Origin of the sequence: Rhizobium sp. LjRoot258 (genome assembly GCF_964254185.1) — a bacterium.
Lineage (GTDB): Bacteria > Pseudomonadota > Alphaproteobacteria > Rhizobiales > Rhizobiaceae > Rhizobium.
Genome location: NZ_CAXUST020000001.1, coordinates 1285328 through 1303002, shown reverse-complemented (window position 1 = coordinate 1303002; position 17675 = coordinate 1285328). Strand labels below are relative to the sequence as shown.

Here is a 17675-nt window from a genome sequence, read left to right as displayed (position 1 = left end):
AGATGCTGTGCGGCGTAACGTCCTCGAAAAGAGTGCGCTGATGGCAGCATTGTTTCAAGGCACATCCATGCCGGACCGGGACTGGTGGTCCGCACTTTGGCCCGATCCGGAAGGGCTGCTTCAGCAGGTCGGCATTCGGCGCGGCATGAGCGTGCTCGACCTTTGCTGCGGCGATGGCTACTTCACCGGCCCGCTCGCTGAGTTGGTCGACGGACGCCTTGCGGCGCTTGATCTTGATCCTGATATGATCGAGCTGGCGAAGGCCGAAGTTGAACGCAGGCACGCGTCCGTTCGCCAGTGGATCTGCGCGGACGCCACCTCCCTGGCCGAACGCCTGGATGAGCCGGTCGACTATGTCCTGATCGCCAACACATTCCACGGCGTTCCTGACCAGATTGGCCTTGCGCGTTCCGTCCGGGCGGCTCTGCGGCCAGATGGGCTATTCTGCATCGTGAATTGGCATCCGTGGCCGCGGGAAGAAACGGTTGTGCTTGGCCAGCCGCGCGGACCGCGAACCGAGATGCGCATGCCAATCGAAGCCGTCCGCACCGTCGTTGAGCCGGCCGGCCTTACCATGCTGCAGATCGTCGATCTCCCGCCCTACCACTACGCGGCCGTGTTTCAAGTCGCGTGACAAATACGGCGAAGGCTCCCGGCCTGAACCGGTGGGCAGCGAACCGACCCATATGAGCAGAAAACGCAGCAATCACCGTCTTTCGGCTTGAGCGTCGCGCCGCAGCCTCGGCATTCGTAGAACCAAACGCAGGCATCAACCGGCATAATCTCTGCCGATCGGTAGCTGCAGATGGGACAGGTCAGAATTGATCGCCGCTGTACCATTGCATGGCCTCACCTAGGCTGCTCGCTAATGCGCGATCGGTCCTTCCGCCTTCTTCCAGGCGTCGATGCCGCCTTCAATGTGAAAGGCCAGAGGAAGGCCTGCATCGTGCGCTGCCTGCACGGCCATAGCCGATCGCTCACCGAACGCGCAATAGAAAAGCAGCCTCTTGCGGGTTGAGCTTGCTAGCTCATGCAGCATCCCGCCTGCGCCTATGCTTTCCTCGAGCGAGGGATACGGGACGTGCAGCGATCCCGGAATCGTACCGTTTCGCTGCCGCTCGGCGTTCTCGCGCAGATCGATCAAAGCGACATCGCCGAGGCCGACGACACTCAGGGCCTGTTGCGCCGTCAGTGCCCAGCCGTGGCGCATCACGTTCGCCTGATTCATCCCGACCTTCATGTTGGCAGGGACGGCAACATCCATCATCTTCGGATTCGAGAGCTTCAGATTGTTCATCAGGTCGGCATATTCATCGGCAGACGTCACCTGCAGGCGCGGGTTAAAGGCCCTCTCCTCGCCAATGGTAGAGACCGTATCCCCCTTGTAATCGTGCGCCGGGAAAACCAGCGTTGAATCCGGAAGCTTTAGAAGCCGACCGAAAATCGACTCGAACTGTGCTCTCGGATCGCCGTTCTGAAAATCGGTCCGGCCGGTGCCGCGGATGAGCAGCGTGTCGCCGGTGAACACGCGGTCGGGCAGCACGAAACTGTAGGAATCGTCCGTGTGGCCCGGCGTATAGATCACGTCCAGGGAAAGCCCCTCGATGGTCAGCTTGTCGTTGTCGGAGAGCCGCATCGAGACGACATCGGCTTTTGTCTGCTCCCCCATCACTGTGATGCAATGGGTTTTGTCGCGCAGAGCGCCAAGGCCTGTGATGTGATCGGCGTGGAGATGCGTGTCTACGGCCTTGACCAGCTTCAGGTCGAGTTCATGGATGAGCTGGAGGTAGCGATCGACCCTTTCCAACACCGGATCGATGATCAGCGCCTCGCCGCCCTTCCGGCTTGCCAGCAAATAAGAATAAGTACTCGATACCGGATCGAACAGCTGCCGGAAGATCATCCCCACCTCCTTCGTCGCGGCACAGTTTGCGATCGACTATCCGTGCGGCTGCGGCACGATCCTGATGTAAGGCTTCGGTGCGCGCCAACCTTGCGGATACTGCTTCTTTGCCTCGTCGTCGGAGACTGAGCCGGCGATGATCACGTCCTCCCCATTCTTCCAGTTCACCGGCGTAGCGACCTTGTGCTTGGCGGTAAGCTGTAGGGAATCGATCACCCGCAGCACCTCATCGAAGTTACGACCTGTGGTCATTGGATAGACCATAACCAGTTTGATCTTCTTGTCGGGCCCAATCACGAAAATGTTGCGGACGGTCTGGTTATCGGCTGGGGTACGGTCCGTCGGATCGCCGGACACCAGGGCAGGCAGCATGTTGTAGCGCTTCGATACCGCATAATCGACATCCGCGATCATCGGATAGTTGGGACGGTAGCCCTGCGTTTCCTCGATGTCCTTCATCCAGCTGGTGTGGCGGTCGAGCGGATCGACAGAAAGGCCGATGATCTTCACACCGCGCTTGTCGAATTCAGGTTTGATCCGCGCCATGTAACCGAGTTCGGTTGTGCATATGGGGGTAAAATCCTTGGGGTGCGAAAACAGCACCGCCCAGGAATTGCCGATCCACTGGTGAAAACTGATCTTGCCTTCGGTCGTCTGGGCTTCGAAATCCGGAGCGGTATCATTGATCGCAAGCATCACGCACCTCCATCGCGTTTGTGAACACAAACTCAAGCAATTGCCGGATGAGCGCAAATCTTGCTCCTATTTCGGCCGGCAGGCAACGGCAAAACGGCCGCAGCCATGCGTCCCGCGAGAGGCAACGCCGATAAGGATGGTCGTGAATGCGCAATGGCCGCGGCGAAAGGATATGCCGGTTCGCCAGGGGCTTGTCTACTGGCCGTGTGCGGCCGTGGAATCGTGCGGCGTCAATGTCTTGTGAGGTTCCGCCACGTAGTTGCCGAGCAGCCAGAGGGAGATCTCTGATGCCTCCTTGGCGGAGGCGAATTCGAACGTGCCGTTCTGATGCGGAGCATCAAGGAACTCGATGCTGAGGCCGCTGCCGGTTTCAGAACTCAGGACACGCACTCTGCCCGGCTCAATGATGTGGCATGAATAGTGTCTCTGCATGTTGCGCATGAAGCCCGCCTTGTTGTCATGCAGGCGCACGAACATCGCTTGGCCGTTGGCGGTCGCCTGCAACTGGCGGATTGCTTCATTCGGGAAAGCACGGTTGAACTCGATGATGGCGAGTCCGGTATCGTGGAGGCCATCTTCCTTGTTCTGCGCGGCCATGCGCGTCGAAAGAAAGGCGATGAAGATGACGATTGCGAAAATAACGCACCAGACGATAATGCTCATATCGCTCTCCGATCAAAGCTGCAACGGCGCCTTATACCGCGCGAGCCTTGCGCGAGTTTAAACAGGATCAGATTTTCTTGCGCATCAACGCTAGCAACATAGCCGCCTGGCGTCGCAACTGCGAGCGCTGTAGCTGACGCTCGAACAATCCTGCGCCAGCCTTCTGGGCCCTGACGAGAACCGGCTCCGCAAGAGCGACAGGCAGAAAAGCCGGAAATACGGTTGGCGATATCGCGACACTTCTCGCCTTGGCGAGGTGGTCGCGGCCGAGTCCGGAAAAGGCTTCGATCGCCGCAGAGATGCGCGGCCTGTCTTCGCCCGAAAGAAACGCATCGCGATCAAGTCCCGTCGCGGATAGGATTTCGACGGGAATGTAGAGCTGTCCGCGGTGACGATGCAGCGGCATCAAAAGCAGCAGGCCAGCAATCGCTTGCGCAACGCCTGCGTGGCCGGCAGCCTCGGCGGATCTTGCCGCCTCCTCCGGCGCAAGCACCAGGCTGGCCAATTGAATGAGGGCCGACGCCGTCTCGCCGGCATAGCCTTCGAGCGAGAGGCGCGTCTCCATCGGATCGTCGTAGAGATCGAAGATACGAGCATCGATCATGTTCACGAGCGTCTGTTGTGGCAAATGGTGGGCTTCGGTCGCCGACAGCAAGGCGGCGGCAATCGGGTTCGCCTGGGTGGAGCCGTGCGCACGTCCTTCCAGCAGGTCACGCCAGTACTGCATGCGAACCTCTCCCGGAAGCGGCTCATGCACCAGATCGCGAATCCGTGCGAGCTCGGCGCTGAAGGCGTAAATCGCCGCCAAGGCGCCGCGTTTGTCATCCGGCGACAGCAGACAGGCAAGGTATCGGTCGCGGTCATTGTCGCGTAGCGTCGCCAGGCAAATCTCCTGGTTCGTCAAAGACTGATCGGCCATTGTCAGACCGCTATCAGTGCCGCGGCAACGGCGCGCGATTCCATCAGCATGATATTGAAGGTGCGAACCGCAGCACCCGTATTCATCGGATCGGATGAAATGCCCGCGGCCTTCAAGGCAGCCTTCAGATCAGCCGGGATTGGTCGCATATCGTTGCCAGTGCCGATCAGCAGGACCTCGATCTCTGCTGCCTCATCGAGCACCTTGTGAAAATTGTCGATGGACAGCGGCTTCGACATATCCAGGTCCCAGCCATAGATGCCGGACGGCAGGCAAAGGATCGATCCGCGATGGGACATGTCGGCGAAACGGAAACCGCCATTGCCGTAGGTATCGATGGGCGCGCGTCCAGGGAAATGCGCCGCGCGGATTTCTATGCCTCTTGCCATATTCTCACACTGCCGAATTGCCGGAGTTCGTGCCCGGCTCGGCCACTTTCTTATTTTGATCGCTATCGACCGCGTCCGGGCGGAGCTTGAAAGCGATCAGCACGGGCGCAGCTATGTAGATGGAGGAAAAGGTGCCGAGGGCAACGCCGAACAGCATCACAAAGGCGAACGGGCGGATCACTTCACCACCGAACAGGCAGAGCGCCAGCAGTGCCAGCAACGTCGTCGCGGCCGTCAGAACTGTGCGCGACAGCGTCTGATTGATCGAGGCGTCGATTAGGATCGGCAGGGGCATTTTCCGGTAGCGCTTCAGGTTTTCGCGCATGCGATCGTAGACGACGACCGTGTCGTTGAGCGAATAGCCGACGATCGTCAGAATGGCCGCAACGCTCGTCAGATTGAATTCCATGCCGGTCAGCACGAAGAGGCCAAGCGTCAGGATGATATCGTGCAGTGTCGCGATGATCGCACCGATCGCAAACTGCCATTCGAAGCGCAACCAGATGTAAAGCAGGATGACAGCGAGCGAGCCGAGCAAACCCAACGTCGCGGCCCTCGTCAGTTCGCCCGACACGGCAGGACCAACAACCTCCACGCTTCGGATCTCATAGTCGTCTGCCAGTTCATCACGCAGCAAGGTCATTGCAGACTGCTCGGCATTCTCGCCGCCACCTTGCGCCTGAATGCGAACCGATGCCGTCGAGGCGTCGGCAAGTCGACGAGCCTCGATATCCCCGATGTTCAGATCGCCGAGACGCGCGCGGATATCATTCGGATCGGCAGAGCCCTGCTTCGCCTTGACCTCCACGAGCGAACCACCGGCAAAGTCGACCCCAAGATTCGCGCCAACGGTCGCCAAGCCGACCATTGCCAAGATCGAAAGTGCGGCCGACACCGTGAAGGTGTACCTCCGGATACCCATGAAACGGATGTTCGCGCGGTCGAAAATGCCTGTCTGAACATCCCTCGGCAGATGCCGCGGATGCTTGCGATGAAGCCAGGTGACGACGATCCAGCGGGTCAGCGTGAACGTCGTGAACACCGTCGTCAGGATTCCGGCCGCAAGTGTCACAGCAAAACCGCGAACGGTGTCGCTGCCGAGATAGTAGAGAATGGCGGCCGCAATGATGATCGTGACGTTGGCATCAAGGATCGTCAAAAATGCGCGGGAAAAGCCGTTGTCGATCGCGTCCGCGAAGGAGTGACCGGCTTTTGCCTGTTCGCGAATCCGCTCGTAGACGAGCACATTGGCGTCCACAGCCATGCCTATGATCAAGACAATGCCAGCGATGCCCGGCAGCGTCAGGGTCGCACCGATTGCGCTCAGCACGGCGAGAATGAGGACGAGGCTCAAGACAAGCGAGATGCCGGTGATGATGCCCAGTTTGCGATAGAACGCAAACATCAAACCGATGACAAGGACCGCAGCGACGAAGCCGGCCACCAAACCGGCGCGCTTCGATTCCGCGCCGAGGGCGGTGCTGACGGTGCGCTCCTCCACGGTCGTCAACGTCGCCGGCAGAGCGCCGGCTCTCAACATCAGCGCAAGATCGTAGGCACCGTCCTCGCTGAAGCTGACCGGTACCATGCCTGTGCCATCCACGATCGGGGCATTGATCATCGGCGCCGCCATGACCTGATCATCGAAGAGGATGGCAAGGTGTCGGCCGATGTTCTGGCGTGTCTTCTGTGCGAGGTGTTCGGCTCCCTCAGAATCCAACTTGTAGCTAATAGCAACCGCTTTCGTCTGCGCATCGACGACCGCCTGAACATCGACGAGATTCTTGCCTGTTACGAAATCCGTGCGATCGACGAGGTAAGGAACGGGCGGATCGTCCAGCGAATAGAGCACCTCGGAGGTCGCTGGCCAGCGCCCGGCAAGGGCCTCCTGACCCGACATGCTTTCATCGATCATCCGGACGGAAAGCTGAGCGGGTTCGTTTAGAATATTTTTCAGCCGCTCAACGTCGATCGAGCCGAGGGCTTTGACGTCGATGCGGTCGCGACCATCTGCGCGAACGGAAAAATCCTTGATCCCGAGGCCGGCAATGCGACGCTCGACAACCTCCAGAGACTGCGCCTGGGCAGCTGCGATGCCTTCGTCGATACTATCCTTGGAAATTCGCAGCGTGAGCTGTCCGTCGCTACCCCTCTCCAGGGATACATTCTGGATCGAGCCGCCGAACCAGCCGCTCTTCCTGGTCGCGGTCAGCGCGCTCAAGGCATTGATTGCAGCATCCACCTGGCCGGCATCGGTAATCCTGACGGTGACGTCCTGGTCGCTGCCGGTCAGGCCGGTGTAGCGAATGTTAGATTCGCGCAACTTGCCACGAATGTCCGCAACGGTGCGTTCAAGCCGTTCCTTGACGATATCGGCGCGTTCGATCTGGAAAAGCAGATGGGAGCCGCCCTGCACGTCAGGGCCGAGGGCAACATGGCTGTGAGCTAGCCATACGGGCAGCTTAGAACGCTGCCCGTCTGACAATAGATTTGGCGCCGCGACTACGACGGCCACCACCACCAAAACCCAGATCAGAACAGCCTTCAAGCGGGAAAAACGATGCATTTTCTCTCGACTATTTCCGACCCGGCCCAGCCCGGTTCACAACTGGGTTCGCAATACTTACTATGCAGCGTCTGCCTTTACCGGCTCACCCTTGACGCGAATTTCCGAGATGCCGGTGCGGACGATGCGAACGCGCACGCCGTCCGCAATCTCCACTTCGAGCTCCTTGTCGTCAACAACCTTGGTGACCTTGCCGACAAGGCCACCGCCAGTGACGATCTGATCGCCACGACGGATCGCCTTCAGCGATTCTTCGCGCTTCTTGGCCTGCGCGCGCTGCGGACGGATCAGCAGGAAATACCAGACGACCATCAGCGGCACGAACAGGATAATCATTTCGAAGCCGGAGCCGAACGGCGACGCCGCGCTATCGGTGGCAGCCTGGGCAAATGCCGGGGTGATGAACATGCTAAACTCCTCAAAACTTTCCGTGGGCGGAACTCCGCCTTTTCTCGGGTGGCCGGACTATAATTATGGTCTTTGCGAATGCAACAGAAACAGCCGGAAACCGTACCGATTCCGCTGCCTCATAACCTTTCCGCTCGCAAAAGGCCATGCTACGCCGCAGTCAAAAGACACGGTACGCTGGTTGCAACCAGAATTCAGGAGGAAGGCCCATGGCCGAAGACTTCAACAACACCATTCTGGCGGAGTTGCGCCGACTGACGGATGCGATCGACCGGTTGGCCGGCCCCGCGCCCGCGATCAACGACTGGAACGCGGCCGATTGCTTCGTCTGGTCCCCTGCCCGTCAGCACGTTCAGCCCGTTGTACGACCGAACCGCGTGGCCCTGAAGCTAATCCGAGGCGTGGACCACGTGCGTGATATCCTCCACGAAAACACGGTGCGCTTCGCCGACGGCTACCCGGCAAACAACGTTCTCCTTTGGGGTGCGCGCGGCATGGGCAAGTCGTCGCTGGTCAAGGCTGTTCACGAAGATGTGCGGCGTGAGAGCGGAGTATCGCTGAAGCTTGTGGAAGTGCATCGCGAAGACATTGCGAGCCTCCCGACGCTGCTCGATCTTCTCAAGGACACGCCCCATCGCGTCATTGTCTTCTGCGACGACCTTTCGTTCGACCACGATGATACGGCATACAAATCGCTCAAGGCAGCCCTTGACGGCGGCGTCGAGGGGCGGCCGGACAACGTGCTCTTCTATGCAACCTCGAACCGGCGTCACCTGCTGCCACGCCACATGATGGAGAACGAGCAGTCGACGGCAATCAATCCCTCCGAAGCCGTCGAGGAAAAGGTCTCACTATCCGACCGGTTTGGCCTTTGGCTCGGTTTCCACAAATGCAGTCAGGACGACTATCTGACGATGATCGACGGCTATGCCGACTACTTCAAGCTACCTGTCGATCACCAGAAGATGCATGCGGAGGCGCTGGAATGGGCCACCACGCGCGGCGCGCGTTCCGGCCGCGTTGCCTGGCAGTACATTCAGGATCTGGCTGGCCGTATGCGCATCGCCCTCGACCGCGCCTAATGACAAAAGCCCGGCCTTGGGCCGGGCTTTCGAGCATCCTCGGACGCATAACCTACTCGAGGAAAGTAATCGGGTTGACCGGGGTCGCATCCTTGCGGACTTCAAAGTGAACCTGCGGCTGCTTGACATTTCCGCTCATGCCGGAGACGGCGACGGTCTGGCCACGCTGGATCTTCTGGCCGCGGGTGACGCTCAGGGTATCGGCGTTGCCGTAGACGGTGACAGTACCGTCGTCGTGGCGGACGAGAACCGTATTGCCGAGTTCCTTCAGCCCGTTGCCGGCGTAGATGACCACGCCGTTTTCGGCGGCCTTAATCGGCGTCCCCTGCGGTACGGAGATGTCGATACCATCGTTGCGGCTGCCGTTGACGTTAGCGCCGTAGGCGGCAATCACCGCACCACGAACCGGCCAGCGATACTTGCCGATGCCGGTCGCCTCGGGTGCCGCCGAAGCCACTTCCTTCTTAGCAGCCTCGTCAACAGTCTCGGTCGCGACCGGAGCCTTGTAGGTTGCCGGCTGCGCGGCGGCAGTCGTCGTTGCGGCGGCGGGCTGAGCCACCGGCTTCGGCTCTGCCTTTGCCGGAATGGAGGCTGTCTTCATTCCATCCTGGGAACCGCCCGGGAGATTGAGCTCCTGACCGATGCGGATCGAACCAGCCGAGAGGTTGTTGGCAGCCTTCAGGTCGTCGATGCTGGTGCCTGTCGCCTTGGCGATCTTGGCAAGCGAGTCGCCAGGCTTGACGACATAGGTGCCGCCAGCGCCTTTGGGGCCCTTGCCCGCACCAGCCGCAAGCTTGCCCGCTGGATCTGCATTTGCAACCGACTTGTCGCGAGCCGAGTTCGCGCCCGGAACAACGGCAACATTCTGCTCTTGCTGCTTGCCCGGCTGAGGCAAGTGTCCGCCCTTGGAAAGGTCGGCCGTCTGAGCGGAAGCCTTGGCCGCGTTTCCGCCGTTGAGGGTCGGGATCAGGATGATCTGGCCAGGCTTCGCGGCTGCCGCCGTCTTGAAGCCGTTGGCACGAAGGATTTCCTTCTCCGGCACACCATAGCGATTGGCCAGTGTCGCGATGGTCTCGCCCGGCCGAAGCGTGACAGACGGCGCGTTGGTTGCCGACCAACCAGACACCTTCGGGGTCGTGCCCGTGACGATCGAGTCGGTTGCCGTCTTCGGTGCAGCGAGAATGGGCGCCGACTTCTTCGGAGCAGCGACTGCGGGGAATGGCTGCGCGAGAGCCACCTGCTTTTCGCGGGACGGCGCTGCAGGCGCCACTGCCGAGGGTGCGGCAAGGTCGGAACGCTGAACAGAGACCGGTGCCGAGGCCATACGAGCGCTGGAGGCGCCATAAGTGGGCTGTGCCGGGTACGGCTGGTTCATCGCCTGATTGCTTGCCGAGTACCCGCCCTGATCCAAATCCGCCTGCGGCACCGGATCGGCCTGCATATTTCTGCGAGGGATCGAGTTGGTCGTCATCTGGTCCTGACCGGATGACGAGAAAAGACCACCGAAACGTGTCACATCGGAACTGCAACCCGTTGCGGCACTTGCCAGCAAAGCCGCTATCAGGACATTACCGGCAGACTTGCCTACTCTTGGCGAAAGACTGAAACGCATGACTCGACCCACTGATGAACGCAACCATTTGTGGGTTTATTAAAGCGCGTTAGTATTACCACGCGGTTAAGGTACCGGAATCTGCGAGATTTTTTTGAGAGAATGCTAACCATAGCAACCTACGCCACCGCCTCGCCTCAGAGTTGAGACGCCAGGCGCGGGACGATGGGAAGATAGGGCGTGTCGAACAGTTCTTCGCGCTCGAAGCGGCTGCCCGTCTTCGTGAGCCGCACGAGGCGACATTCATTCTCGGAGATCATCAGCGGCGCGATCATCGAGCCGCCTGAGACCAGTTGGTCGGTGTAGAACCGCGGCATCGAATTGAACGCAGCGGTGACCACGATACGGTCGAACGTTCCCTCGCCCTGCAGGCCGGCACTGCCGTCAGCCTGGCGGATGATGACGTTTCGGAGCCCGAGCGAGTCGATGCGGCGCTGCGCATTCGTCGTCAGTGTCTTGTATCGGTCGATCGTCAGCACGCGTTCAGCCATGCGGGCCATGACAGCCGACATGAAGCCGCTGCCCGTGCCGACCTCAAGCACACGCTGGCCCGGCTTGATCTTCAGGTGGTGAAGGATCCTGACCGCGAGATCGACGCCCTCGAGAAATGAGCCGCATTCGATCGGGATCGTGCGGCTCGAATAGGCCTGCTCCGCAAACTGCGGCGGCACGAACAAGGAGCGCGGCGTCTGTTCGACCGCGGTCAGCAGATCCAGATCGGAAACGCCTTCGGCCCGCAGCCTCAAGACGAGCGCCGCAAACCCTTCCTTCTCGACCAGCCGTGCCGTCAAAACAATCTACTCCGTACCCGAAAGCGCCCGCGCCACGCGGTCCCGTACGGAATAATCAGTCAGATCCAGTTTCAAAGGAGTTACCGAAATCTTGCGATGCTTCAGGGCGTGGATATCGGTGCCCTCGACGAAGGCGCCGGCACGCTCCCCAAACCTGAGCCAGTAATAGGGAAAGCCACGTCCGTCGGCGCGGGCATCGACCTGCAGGTTGAAGGCAAGCTTGCCCTGCGCCGTGACTTCCATGCCCTCAACCTCTTCAGGTCGGCAATTCGGAAAGTTGAGGTTCAGGAACGTGCCCTCGGGCAATTCGAGTGACATCAGCTTCTCGAGAAGAGCCGGCGCATGCGCCTCGCAGACCTCCCAGGGGACAGTCCTTGCTCCATCCTGGTGGAAATAGGCCTGGCTCAATGCAAAAGAGCGAACGCCCTGCATCGTGCCTTCGATGGCGCCTGCGATGGTGCCCGAATAGGTTACGTCGTCGGCGACGTTCGAGCCCGAATTGACACCGGAAAGCACGAGGTCCGGCTTGACGTCCATGACCTGCTTGATGCCCATGATGACACAATCGGTCGGGGTTCCGCGCAGCGCGAAATGCTTCTCAGAGATCTTGCGCAGCCGCAGCGGCTCAGACAGGCTCAACGAATGCGCAAGGCCGCTCTGGTCAGTCTCCGGCGCAACAATCCAGACATCGTCAGACAGCGTACGCGCAATCCGCTCCAGGGCCGCGAGGCCTTCTGCGTGAATGCCGTCGTCGTTGGTGAGCAGAATGCGCATCGGCTCAGGCCGCTCGTTCTATCTTCTTCAAACCGCCCATATATGGCAGCAGAACGTCCGGAACAGTCACCGTACCATCCTCGTTCAGGTAATTCTCCAGAACGGCGATCAGGCAGCGGCCAACGGCGGTGCCGGAGCCGTTCAGTGTGTGAACGAACTTCGTTGCCTTGTCCTCCTTACCGCGATAGCGCGCGTTCATACGCCGCGCCTGGAAATCGCCGCAGACGGAGCAGGACGAGATTTCGCGGTAGGTGTTCTGGCCCGGCAACCAGACCTCGAGGTCGTAGGTCTTGCGCGAACCGAAGCCCATATCGCCGGTGCAAAGCGTCATCGTGCGGAAATGCAGGCCGAGGCGCTTTAACACCTCTTCCGCGCAGGCCGTCATGCGCTCGTGCTCGGCAAGCGAGCTCTCGGCATCGGTGATCGAGACCAGCTCGCACTTCCAGAACTGATGCTGGCGCAGCATGCCACGCGTGTCGCGGCCAGCTGAGCCGGCTTCCGAACGGAAGGACGGCGTCAGCGCGGTGAAACGAAGCGGCAGCTTCTCCTGGTCGAGGATTTCACCGGAGACAAGATTGGTCAGCGTCACCTCGGCAGTCGGGATCAGCCATCGGCCGTCCGTCGTCTTGAAGAGATCGTCGGCGAATTTCGGCAGCTGCGCTGTTCCGAACACTGCCTCGTCACGCACCATCAGTGGCGAGCTGACTTCGGTGTAGCCATGCTCGCTCGTATGCAGGTCAATCATGAACTGGCCGAGCGCGCGCTCCAGCCGCGCAAGCGGACCGCTCAGCACAGTGAAGCGCGATCCGGAGAGCTTTGCGGCCCGCTCGAAGTCCATGTAGCCAAGCGCTTCGCCGATTTCGAAGTGTTCCTTCGGCGTATGGTTCCAGCGCGGCTTTTCGCCGACGACGCGGGCAACGACGTTATCGTGCTCGTCCTTGCCGACCGGCACGTCGTCATGCGGGACGTTCGGAATGCGCGACAGCGCATCATTCAGTTCGTCCGTCGCCTGGCGCTCGCCCTCTTCCTCGGCCGGAAGCAGCGCCTTCAGGTCGGCCACTTCGAGCTTAAGCTTTTCGGCAAGTTCGCTGTTCTTCTGCGCCATCGCCGCGCCGATCTCCTTGGAGGCGGCGTTGCGGCGCGACAGCATCTCCTGCACCTTCTGAATGGCCGAACGGCGCTTTTCGTCGATCGCAATCAGGCTTTCGGACAAAGGCTCGGCACCACGCTTGGCAAGTGCCGCATCGAGCGCTTCGGGATTCTCACGGATCCATTTGATATCGAGCATCGTCGTTCCAGGGTCGTTGTAAAAAGATAAGCCGGCCAAAGCCCGGCTGGGCCTCGACCGGATGCTTGGAAGCGCTCATTGAAGAAGATCGGTCAGACGTTGTCCGACTTGGCAACGTCCGTGGTTCCTTCAGCCTCTTCGACCGCCTCGCGGGCACGCTGGCGCTCCACGAGTCGCGCCGCGTAGATGGAAATCTCGTAGAGAAGGATGGTCGGCAGTGCAAGGCCGATCTGGGACATCGGATCTGGCGGCGTCAGCACCGCTGCGACGATAAAGGCGAGCACGATCGCGAACTTGCGCTTCTCAGCCAGCCAATCCGACGTGAGAAGCCCGACACGGGCCAGCAGCGTGGTGATCACCGGAAGCTGGAACACCAGGCCGAACGAGAAGACCAGCGTCATGATCAGGCTGAGATACTCGGAGACCTTCGGAAGCAGCGAGATCGCGACCTCGCCCTCTCCCGGCGCCTGCTGCATGGTCAGGAAGAACCACATGACCATCGGCGTGAAGAAGAAATAGACGAGCGAAGCGCCCATCAGGAAGAGGATCGGCGACGCGATCAGAAACGGCAGGAAGGCCGCGCGCTCGTTCTTGTAGAGGCCAGGCGCGACAAATTTGTAGATCTGCGCTGCAATGATCGGGAAGGCAATGACCAGGCCGCCAAACATGGCGACCTTCACCTGCGTGAAGAAGAACTCCTGCGGCGCCGTGTAGATGAGCTGCGCCTTTGAAACGTCAAGCTTCGCCCAGGTAACGGCCCACTTGTACGGATACACCAAGACATTGAAGAGATGCTTGGCGAATATGAAGCATGCGATGAACGCGACGAAAAACGCACCGATCGACCAGATCAGTCGCGTGCGCAGTTCCATCAGATGCTCGATCAATGGCTGCGGCTTGTCTTCGATCTCACCGCTCATGCATCGTCCTTCTTCTTCTTTGCTGCCGTCTTCTTCGGAGCGGCTGTGGCGGCGGCAACCGCCGCGGGCTTCTTGGCAGCAGCTGTCTTCGTCGATGCCCGCTTGGGCTTGTCGACCGGAGCAACAGCAGCGGCAGGTGCGGGCTCTGCCTTGACGCGCGGTTTGCGAGTTGCCTTTGGCTTCTCTACCGCCGCTTTTTCAACGCTCGCTGCCGCTACCGGCGCCGGCGCTACGACCGGCGGCGTTTCCGGCAGGCTCATCGACGGCTCAGGCACCGATACCGCAGCGGACGGCACCTCGGTCTTGTTCTCGACCGTCGTCGCCTTCTGCAGGTCGGCCTTGATTTCGTTGCCCATCTGGCGAAGCGGGTTCATTGCCTCACGCAAGCTGTTGACGGGGTTCAGCTTCTGCGCGTCCGTCAGCGTCTGGCGTACTTCGTCCAGATCGGCTTCACGTAGAGCTTCGTCGAACTGGGCGCGAAACTCGCCCGCAACCTTGCGGGCACGCTGTGTCATCTTGCCGAACGCACGCAGCATCGGCGGCAAGTCCTTGGGACCAACCACCACGATCAGTACGACCGCGATGACAAGCAGCTCGGTCCAGCCAATATCGAACATTCAAGGCTCCTGAGCGGGAAACGTGGGGGCTACGTTTGCCCGGAGGTGATTACTTCGTTTCGTCGGCCTTGTGATCGACGGTCTTGGCAGTCGTGGACTCGGGCGTGGTGTCTTCGTCGTTCATGCCCTTCTTGAAGCTCTTGATGCCCTTGGCAACGTCGCCCATCAGTTCCGGAATCTTGCCGCGACCGAACAACAGAAGCACGATGACCAGAACGATCAGCCAGTGCCACATGCTAAATGAACCCATTACGCTAACTCCCTGTTGCGATGTTTCCAGATGTAAGAGCTTCCTACACCAATTCCAACATCAAAGTTCCCCTTGGATTGTCGCTTAATGTCACGGTATCGCCCTCTGTGACAAGAGAAGACACATTCGAAAAACTGTGATCGACATTGTTTTCGCAATGCGTGGCGGAACCAAGACGAACCGCCTAGTCTTCGGACGCACCACCAGGGGCAAGCAGACCGAGCTCTTCAAGGTCGAGTTGCGTGATCGGATCTTCGTCCTCGGTCAACTCGTCGTTCATTGTCGGTGATGGTATATTGAAATTGGCCGGGACGCGACCGGAGAGCAGTCCTGCGCCTTTCAATTCTTCAAGGCCAGGCAGATCGCGCAGTTCTTCCAGGCCGAAATGATCAAGGAAATCACGCGTCGTGCCGAGCGTAACGGGACGACCCGGCGTGCGCCTGCGACCGCGGAACCGGACCCAGCCTGCCTCCATCAGCACGTCGAGCGTGCCGCGGGAGGTCTGGACGCCTCTGATATCCTCGATTTCGGCCCGCGTCACCGGCTGGTGATATGCAATGATCGCCAACACTTCCAGGGCCGCTCGCGACAGCTTCTTGGCTTCGTTCTCGTCGCGCCGGATGACGAAGGAGAGGTCTGCCGCCGTACGGAAGGCCCAGGCATCATCCACCTGCACGAGATTGACGCCGCGATGGGCATACTGCTCCTTCAGGCGCAGCATGATCCCGCGGACATTGAACGGGCGCGCCAGGCGATCGGCAATGAACCCTTCGGAGACGGGCTGCGCAGATGCGAAGACCAGTGCCTCGGCAATGCGCTCTGCCTCAGCCTCCGCCCGGATGTCGTCGTCCGTCTCTTCAACCATTGCGATATCGATGTGCTCGTCTTCAAGATCGGTCACGCCGGTCGCTCCTGTTCGACGACCTGCAGCGTCCCATGTTTGGGGCCTCGGCGCATATAGAGCGGCTGGAAAGCTCCATCCTGCCGGATCTCGAGCTTACCTTCGCGAACGAGCTCGAGGGAAGCCGCAAACGCACTGGCAATTGCTGTCACTCTGTCTTCCGGCGACGCCATGTAACGCAGGAGGTAAGATTCCAATGCTGTCCAGTCGCTGATCTCGCCGATGATGCGGGTCAGAAGCTCGCGGGCATCCGTCAACGACCAGACAGTGCGACGTGCGATCGTCACCTGCGTCACCGCCTGACGCTGACGGAGCGACGCGTAAGCCGTCAGCAGATCGTAGAGGCTGGCAGTATATGCCGACTGATGCCTGTCCGGGATGTGCTCCGGCGCACCACGAGCAAAGATATCGCGGCCCAGGCGGTTCCGGTTGACGAGACCGCTCGCGGCCTCGCGCATCGCTTCGAGACGCTTCAGGCGGAAGGCGAGCGTTGCCGCCATTTCCTCGCCCGACGGGCCGTCGTCCTTGGCCTGCTGCGGGATCAGCAGGCGCGATTTCAGGTAGGCAAGCCAGGCGGCCATGACGAGATAATCGGCTGCCAGCTCGATCCGGATCCGCCTCGCGCTTTCGATGAACTGCAGATATTGCTCCGCCAGCGCAAGAACGGAGATGCGGGATAAATCGACCTTCTGATTGCGGGCGAGATAGAGCAAAAGGTCGAGCGGGCCTTCGAAGCCGGCAACATCGATCAGCAAGGCGGGATCGGAGCTCGCGCGCTCGGCGCCGTTCTCCTGCCACAACTTGTCCATCGGCGTTGCCGTCTGCAGCCGTTCCGTGCCTTTGACCGTATCCACCCTGCCCTGCCCCTTCTGCGATCAGACAGTCGCAAACATCTCATCGAATTCGGCGCGGATCGAAGCCTCCTCGGCCTTGTCAGCCGTCGGGAAGCCCTTCAGCACTGCTTGTGCGCGCAAGAGCGACTGGCCCTGCAAGGCCGGCACGTTTTCGACAACCTGCTGCATCTCGTCCATGTGGCCGTTGCAATGAAGCACGATATCACATCCGCCAGCAATGATGTTGGCGGCGCGCTCTCCGATCGTGCCGGCAAGCGCGTTCATCGATGTATCATCGGAAAGCAACAGCCCCTTGAAGCCGATGTATTCGCGAATAATACCGGCGATGACCTTGCGCGAGGTGGTTGCCGGGTGCTCGGAATCGACGGCTGCAAAGACCACATGGCACGTCATCGCCATCAATTCGTCCTTCATGGCAATGAACGGAGGGAAATCATGCGCCTCGAGTTCGGCACGCGAAACCGCAACGACCGGCAGCTCGTGATGGGAATCCGCAAAGCCGCGACCGTGGCCCGGCATATGCTTCATCACCGGGAGAAGACCGCCCGCTTTCAAACCCTCGGCTGCGGCACGTCCCATGGCCGTGACTGTCATTGGATCGTCACCGTAAGCGCGGTTGCCGATCACGTTGCTGCTGCCCTCGACGGGAACGTCCAGGACCGGGAGGCAGTCCACATTGATCCCAAGGCTCGAAAGATCGAAGGCGTGCAAGCGCGACATCAGCCAGGCGGCGCGGAGACCTTTTTCTCTGTTCTGCCGATAGATATCGCCGAGCTGTTGCCCTGAGGGATAGTGCTGGAACATCGGCGGTCGGATGCGCTGGACGCGTCCACCTTCCTGGTCGATCAGAACCGGCGCGTGCCAACCGACTGCTTCTCGCAACTCCGCGACGAGATCGCTGATCTGCTGCGGCTCCGAAATATTGCGTCCAAACAGAATGAAGCCCCAAGGACGCTCGGCGCTGAAAAACGCCTTTTCTTCGGGAGTAAGAGAAAGGCCGCTACAGCCAAGGATCATTGCTTTTGATTCGGTCATACCCGAA

Annotated in this window: 20 protein-coding genes; 2 read left to right on the top strand and 18 right to left on the bottom strand. The window is 60.2% G+C overall.

The genetic code is table 11. From position 1 onward, the window contains the following. Positions 1 to 40 precede the first annotated feature (40 nt). Positions 41 to 634, top strand: a complete 594-nt coding sequence (locus tag ACSQ9D_RS06580) for a class I SAM-dependent methyltransferase (protein WP_436281590.1) — start codon at positions 41 to 43, stop codon at positions 632 to 634. Here ACSQ9D_RS06580 and ACSQ9D_RS06575 read toward each other — a convergent pair. From ACSQ9D_RS06575 to yajC, 8 genes are all read right to left on the bottom strand, one after another. Then, positions 622 to 840 carry a GDCCVxC domain-containing (seleno)protein gene (locus tag ACSQ9D_RS06575; protein ID WP_436281589.1) on the bottom strand — a complete coding sequence of 73 codons (219 nt, stop codon included), beginning with the start codon at positions 838 to 840 and terminating at the stop codon, positions 622 to 624. The genes ACSQ9D_RS06580 and ACSQ9D_RS06575 overlap by 13 nt on opposite strands. Positions 841 to 865: 25 nt before the next feature. After that, entirely contained in the window at positions 866 to 1903 is a 1038-nt protein-coding gene (locus ACSQ9D_RS06570; RefSeq protein WP_436281588.1) for an MBL fold metallo-hydrolase, read from the bottom strand. A gap of 36 nt (positions 1904 to 1939) precedes the next feature. Beyond that, the gene (locus ACSQ9D_RS06565) at positions 1940 to 2599 is read right to left on the bottom strand and encodes a peroxiredoxin (protein ID WP_436281587.1); all 660 of its coding nucleotides are present in this window, start codon (positions 2597 to 2599) and stop codon (positions 1940 to 1942) included. A 195-nt stretch (positions 2600 to 2794) separates the two neighbouring features. Beyond that, the gene (locus ACSQ9D_RS06560) at positions 2795 to 3262 is read right to left on the bottom strand and encodes a hypothetical protein (RefSeq protein ID WP_436281586.1); all 468 of its coding nucleotides are present in this window, start codon (positions 3260 to 3262) and stop codon (positions 2795 to 2797) included. Positions 3263 to 3329: 67 nt separating this feature from the next. Then, on the bottom strand, positions 3330 to 4181 hold the full coding sequence (locus tag ACSQ9D_RS06555; protein WP_436281585.1) for a phytoene/squalene synthase family protein: 852 nt from the start codon (positions 4179 to 4181) through the stop codon (positions 3330 to 3332). A 2-nt stretch (positions 4182 to 4183) separates the two neighbouring features. After that, positions 4184 to 4570, bottom strand: coding sequence for an Mth938-like domain-containing protein (locus ACSQ9D_RS06550; RefSeq protein WP_436281584.1), 387 nt, complete (start codon positions 4568 to 4570; stop codon positions 4184 to 4186). A gap of 4 nt (positions 4571 to 4574) precedes the next feature. Further along, positions 4575 to 7136 (bottom strand): protein translocase subunit SecDF, encoded by a 2562-nt coding sequence (gene secDF / locus ACSQ9D_RS06545; RefSeq protein WP_436281583.1) that lies wholly within the window; start codon positions 7134 to 7136, stop codon positions 4575 to 4577. Between the two features lie 60 nt (positions 7137 to 7196). Next, positions 7197 to 7544 (bottom strand): preprotein translocase subunit YajC, encoded by a 348-nt coding sequence (yajC, locus tag ACSQ9D_RS06540; protein WP_436281582.1) that lies wholly within the window; start codon positions 7542 to 7544, stop codon positions 7197 to 7199. A 209-nt stretch (positions 7545 to 7753) separates the two neighbouring features. Between yajC and ACSQ9D_RS06535 the strand changes: the two genes are divergently transcribed. Continuing rightward, positions 7754 to 8626 (top strand): ATP-binding protein, encoded by an 873-nt coding sequence (locus ACSQ9D_RS06535; RefSeq protein ID WP_436281581.1) that lies wholly within the window; start codon positions 7754 to 7756, stop codon positions 8624 to 8626. A 52-nt stretch (positions 8627 to 8678) separates the two neighbouring features. Here ACSQ9D_RS06535 and ACSQ9D_RS06530 read toward each other — a convergent pair whose 3' ends face one another. The 10 genes from ACSQ9D_RS06530 to nagZ form a co-directional block, all read right to left on the bottom strand. After that, positions 8679 to 10238 (bottom strand): peptidoglycan DD-metalloendopeptidase family protein, encoded by a 1560-nt coding sequence (locus ACSQ9D_RS06530; RefSeq protein WP_436281580.1) that lies wholly within the window; start codon positions 10236 to 10238, stop codon positions 8679 to 8681. A 137-nt stretch (positions 10239 to 10375) separates the two neighbouring features. Beyond that, positions 10376 to 11029 carry a protein-L-isoaspartate(D-aspartate) O-methyltransferase gene (locus ACSQ9D_RS06525; RefSeq protein ID WP_007788910.1) on the bottom strand — a complete coding sequence of 218 codons (654 nt, stop codon included), beginning with the start codon at positions 11027 to 11029 and terminating at the stop codon, positions 10376 to 10378. Between the two features lie 6 nt (positions 11030 to 11035). Next, on the bottom strand, positions 11036 to 11803 hold the full coding sequence (gene surE / locus ACSQ9D_RS06520) for a 5'/3'-nucleotidase SurE (protein ID WP_436281579.1): 768 nt from the start codon (positions 11801 to 11803) through the stop codon (positions 11036 to 11038). Positions 11804 to 11807: 4 nt separating this feature from the next. After that, positions 11808 to 13091, bottom strand: a complete 1284-nt coding sequence (gene serS / locus ACSQ9D_RS06515; RefSeq protein ID WP_436281578.1) for a serine--tRNA ligase — start codon at positions 13089 to 13091, stop codon at positions 11808 to 11810. A gap of 92 nt (positions 13092 to 13183) precedes the next feature. Beyond that, on the bottom strand, positions 13184 to 14011 hold the full coding sequence (gene tatC, locus ACSQ9D_RS06510; RefSeq protein WP_037117692.1) for a twin-arginine translocase subunit TatC: 828 nt from the start codon (positions 14009 to 14011) through the stop codon (positions 13184 to 13186). Then, complete coding sequence (gene tatB / locus ACSQ9D_RS06505; RefSeq protein ID WP_436281577.1) at positions 14008 to 14628, bottom strand: Sec-independent protein translocase protein TatB; 621 nt, start codon at positions 14626 to 14628, stop codon at positions 14008 to 14010. The genes tatC and tatB overlap by 4 nt, the downstream gene beginning before the upstream one ends. Positions 14629 to 14677: 49 nt before the next feature. Next, positions 14678 to 14878, bottom strand: coding sequence for a twin-arginine translocase TatA/TatE family subunit (locus ACSQ9D_RS06500; RefSeq protein ID WP_037117690.1), 201 nt, complete (start codon positions 14876 to 14878; stop codon positions 14678 to 14680). A 184-nt stretch (positions 14879 to 15062) separates the two neighbouring features. Further along, on the bottom strand, positions 15063 to 15743 hold the full coding sequence (scpB, locus tag ACSQ9D_RS06495) for an SMC-Scp complex subunit ScpB (RefSeq protein ID WP_436283777.1): 681 nt from the start codon (positions 15741 to 15743) through the stop codon (positions 15063 to 15065). A gap of 32 nt (positions 15744 to 15775) precedes the next feature. Continuing rightward, positions 15776 to 16633 carry a segregation and condensation protein A gene (locus ACSQ9D_RS06490; RefSeq protein WP_436281576.1) on the bottom strand — a complete coding sequence of 286 codons (858 nt, stop codon included), beginning with the start codon at positions 16631 to 16633 and terminating at the stop codon, positions 15776 to 15778. A 21-nt stretch (positions 16634 to 16654) separates the two neighbouring features. Continuing rightward, complete coding sequence (gene nagZ, locus ACSQ9D_RS06485) at positions 16655 to 17668, bottom strand: beta-N-acetylhexosaminidase (protein ID WP_436281575.1); 1014 nt, start codon at positions 17666 to 17668, stop codon at positions 16655 to 16657. Positions 17669 to 17675: the final 7 nt, after the last annotated feature.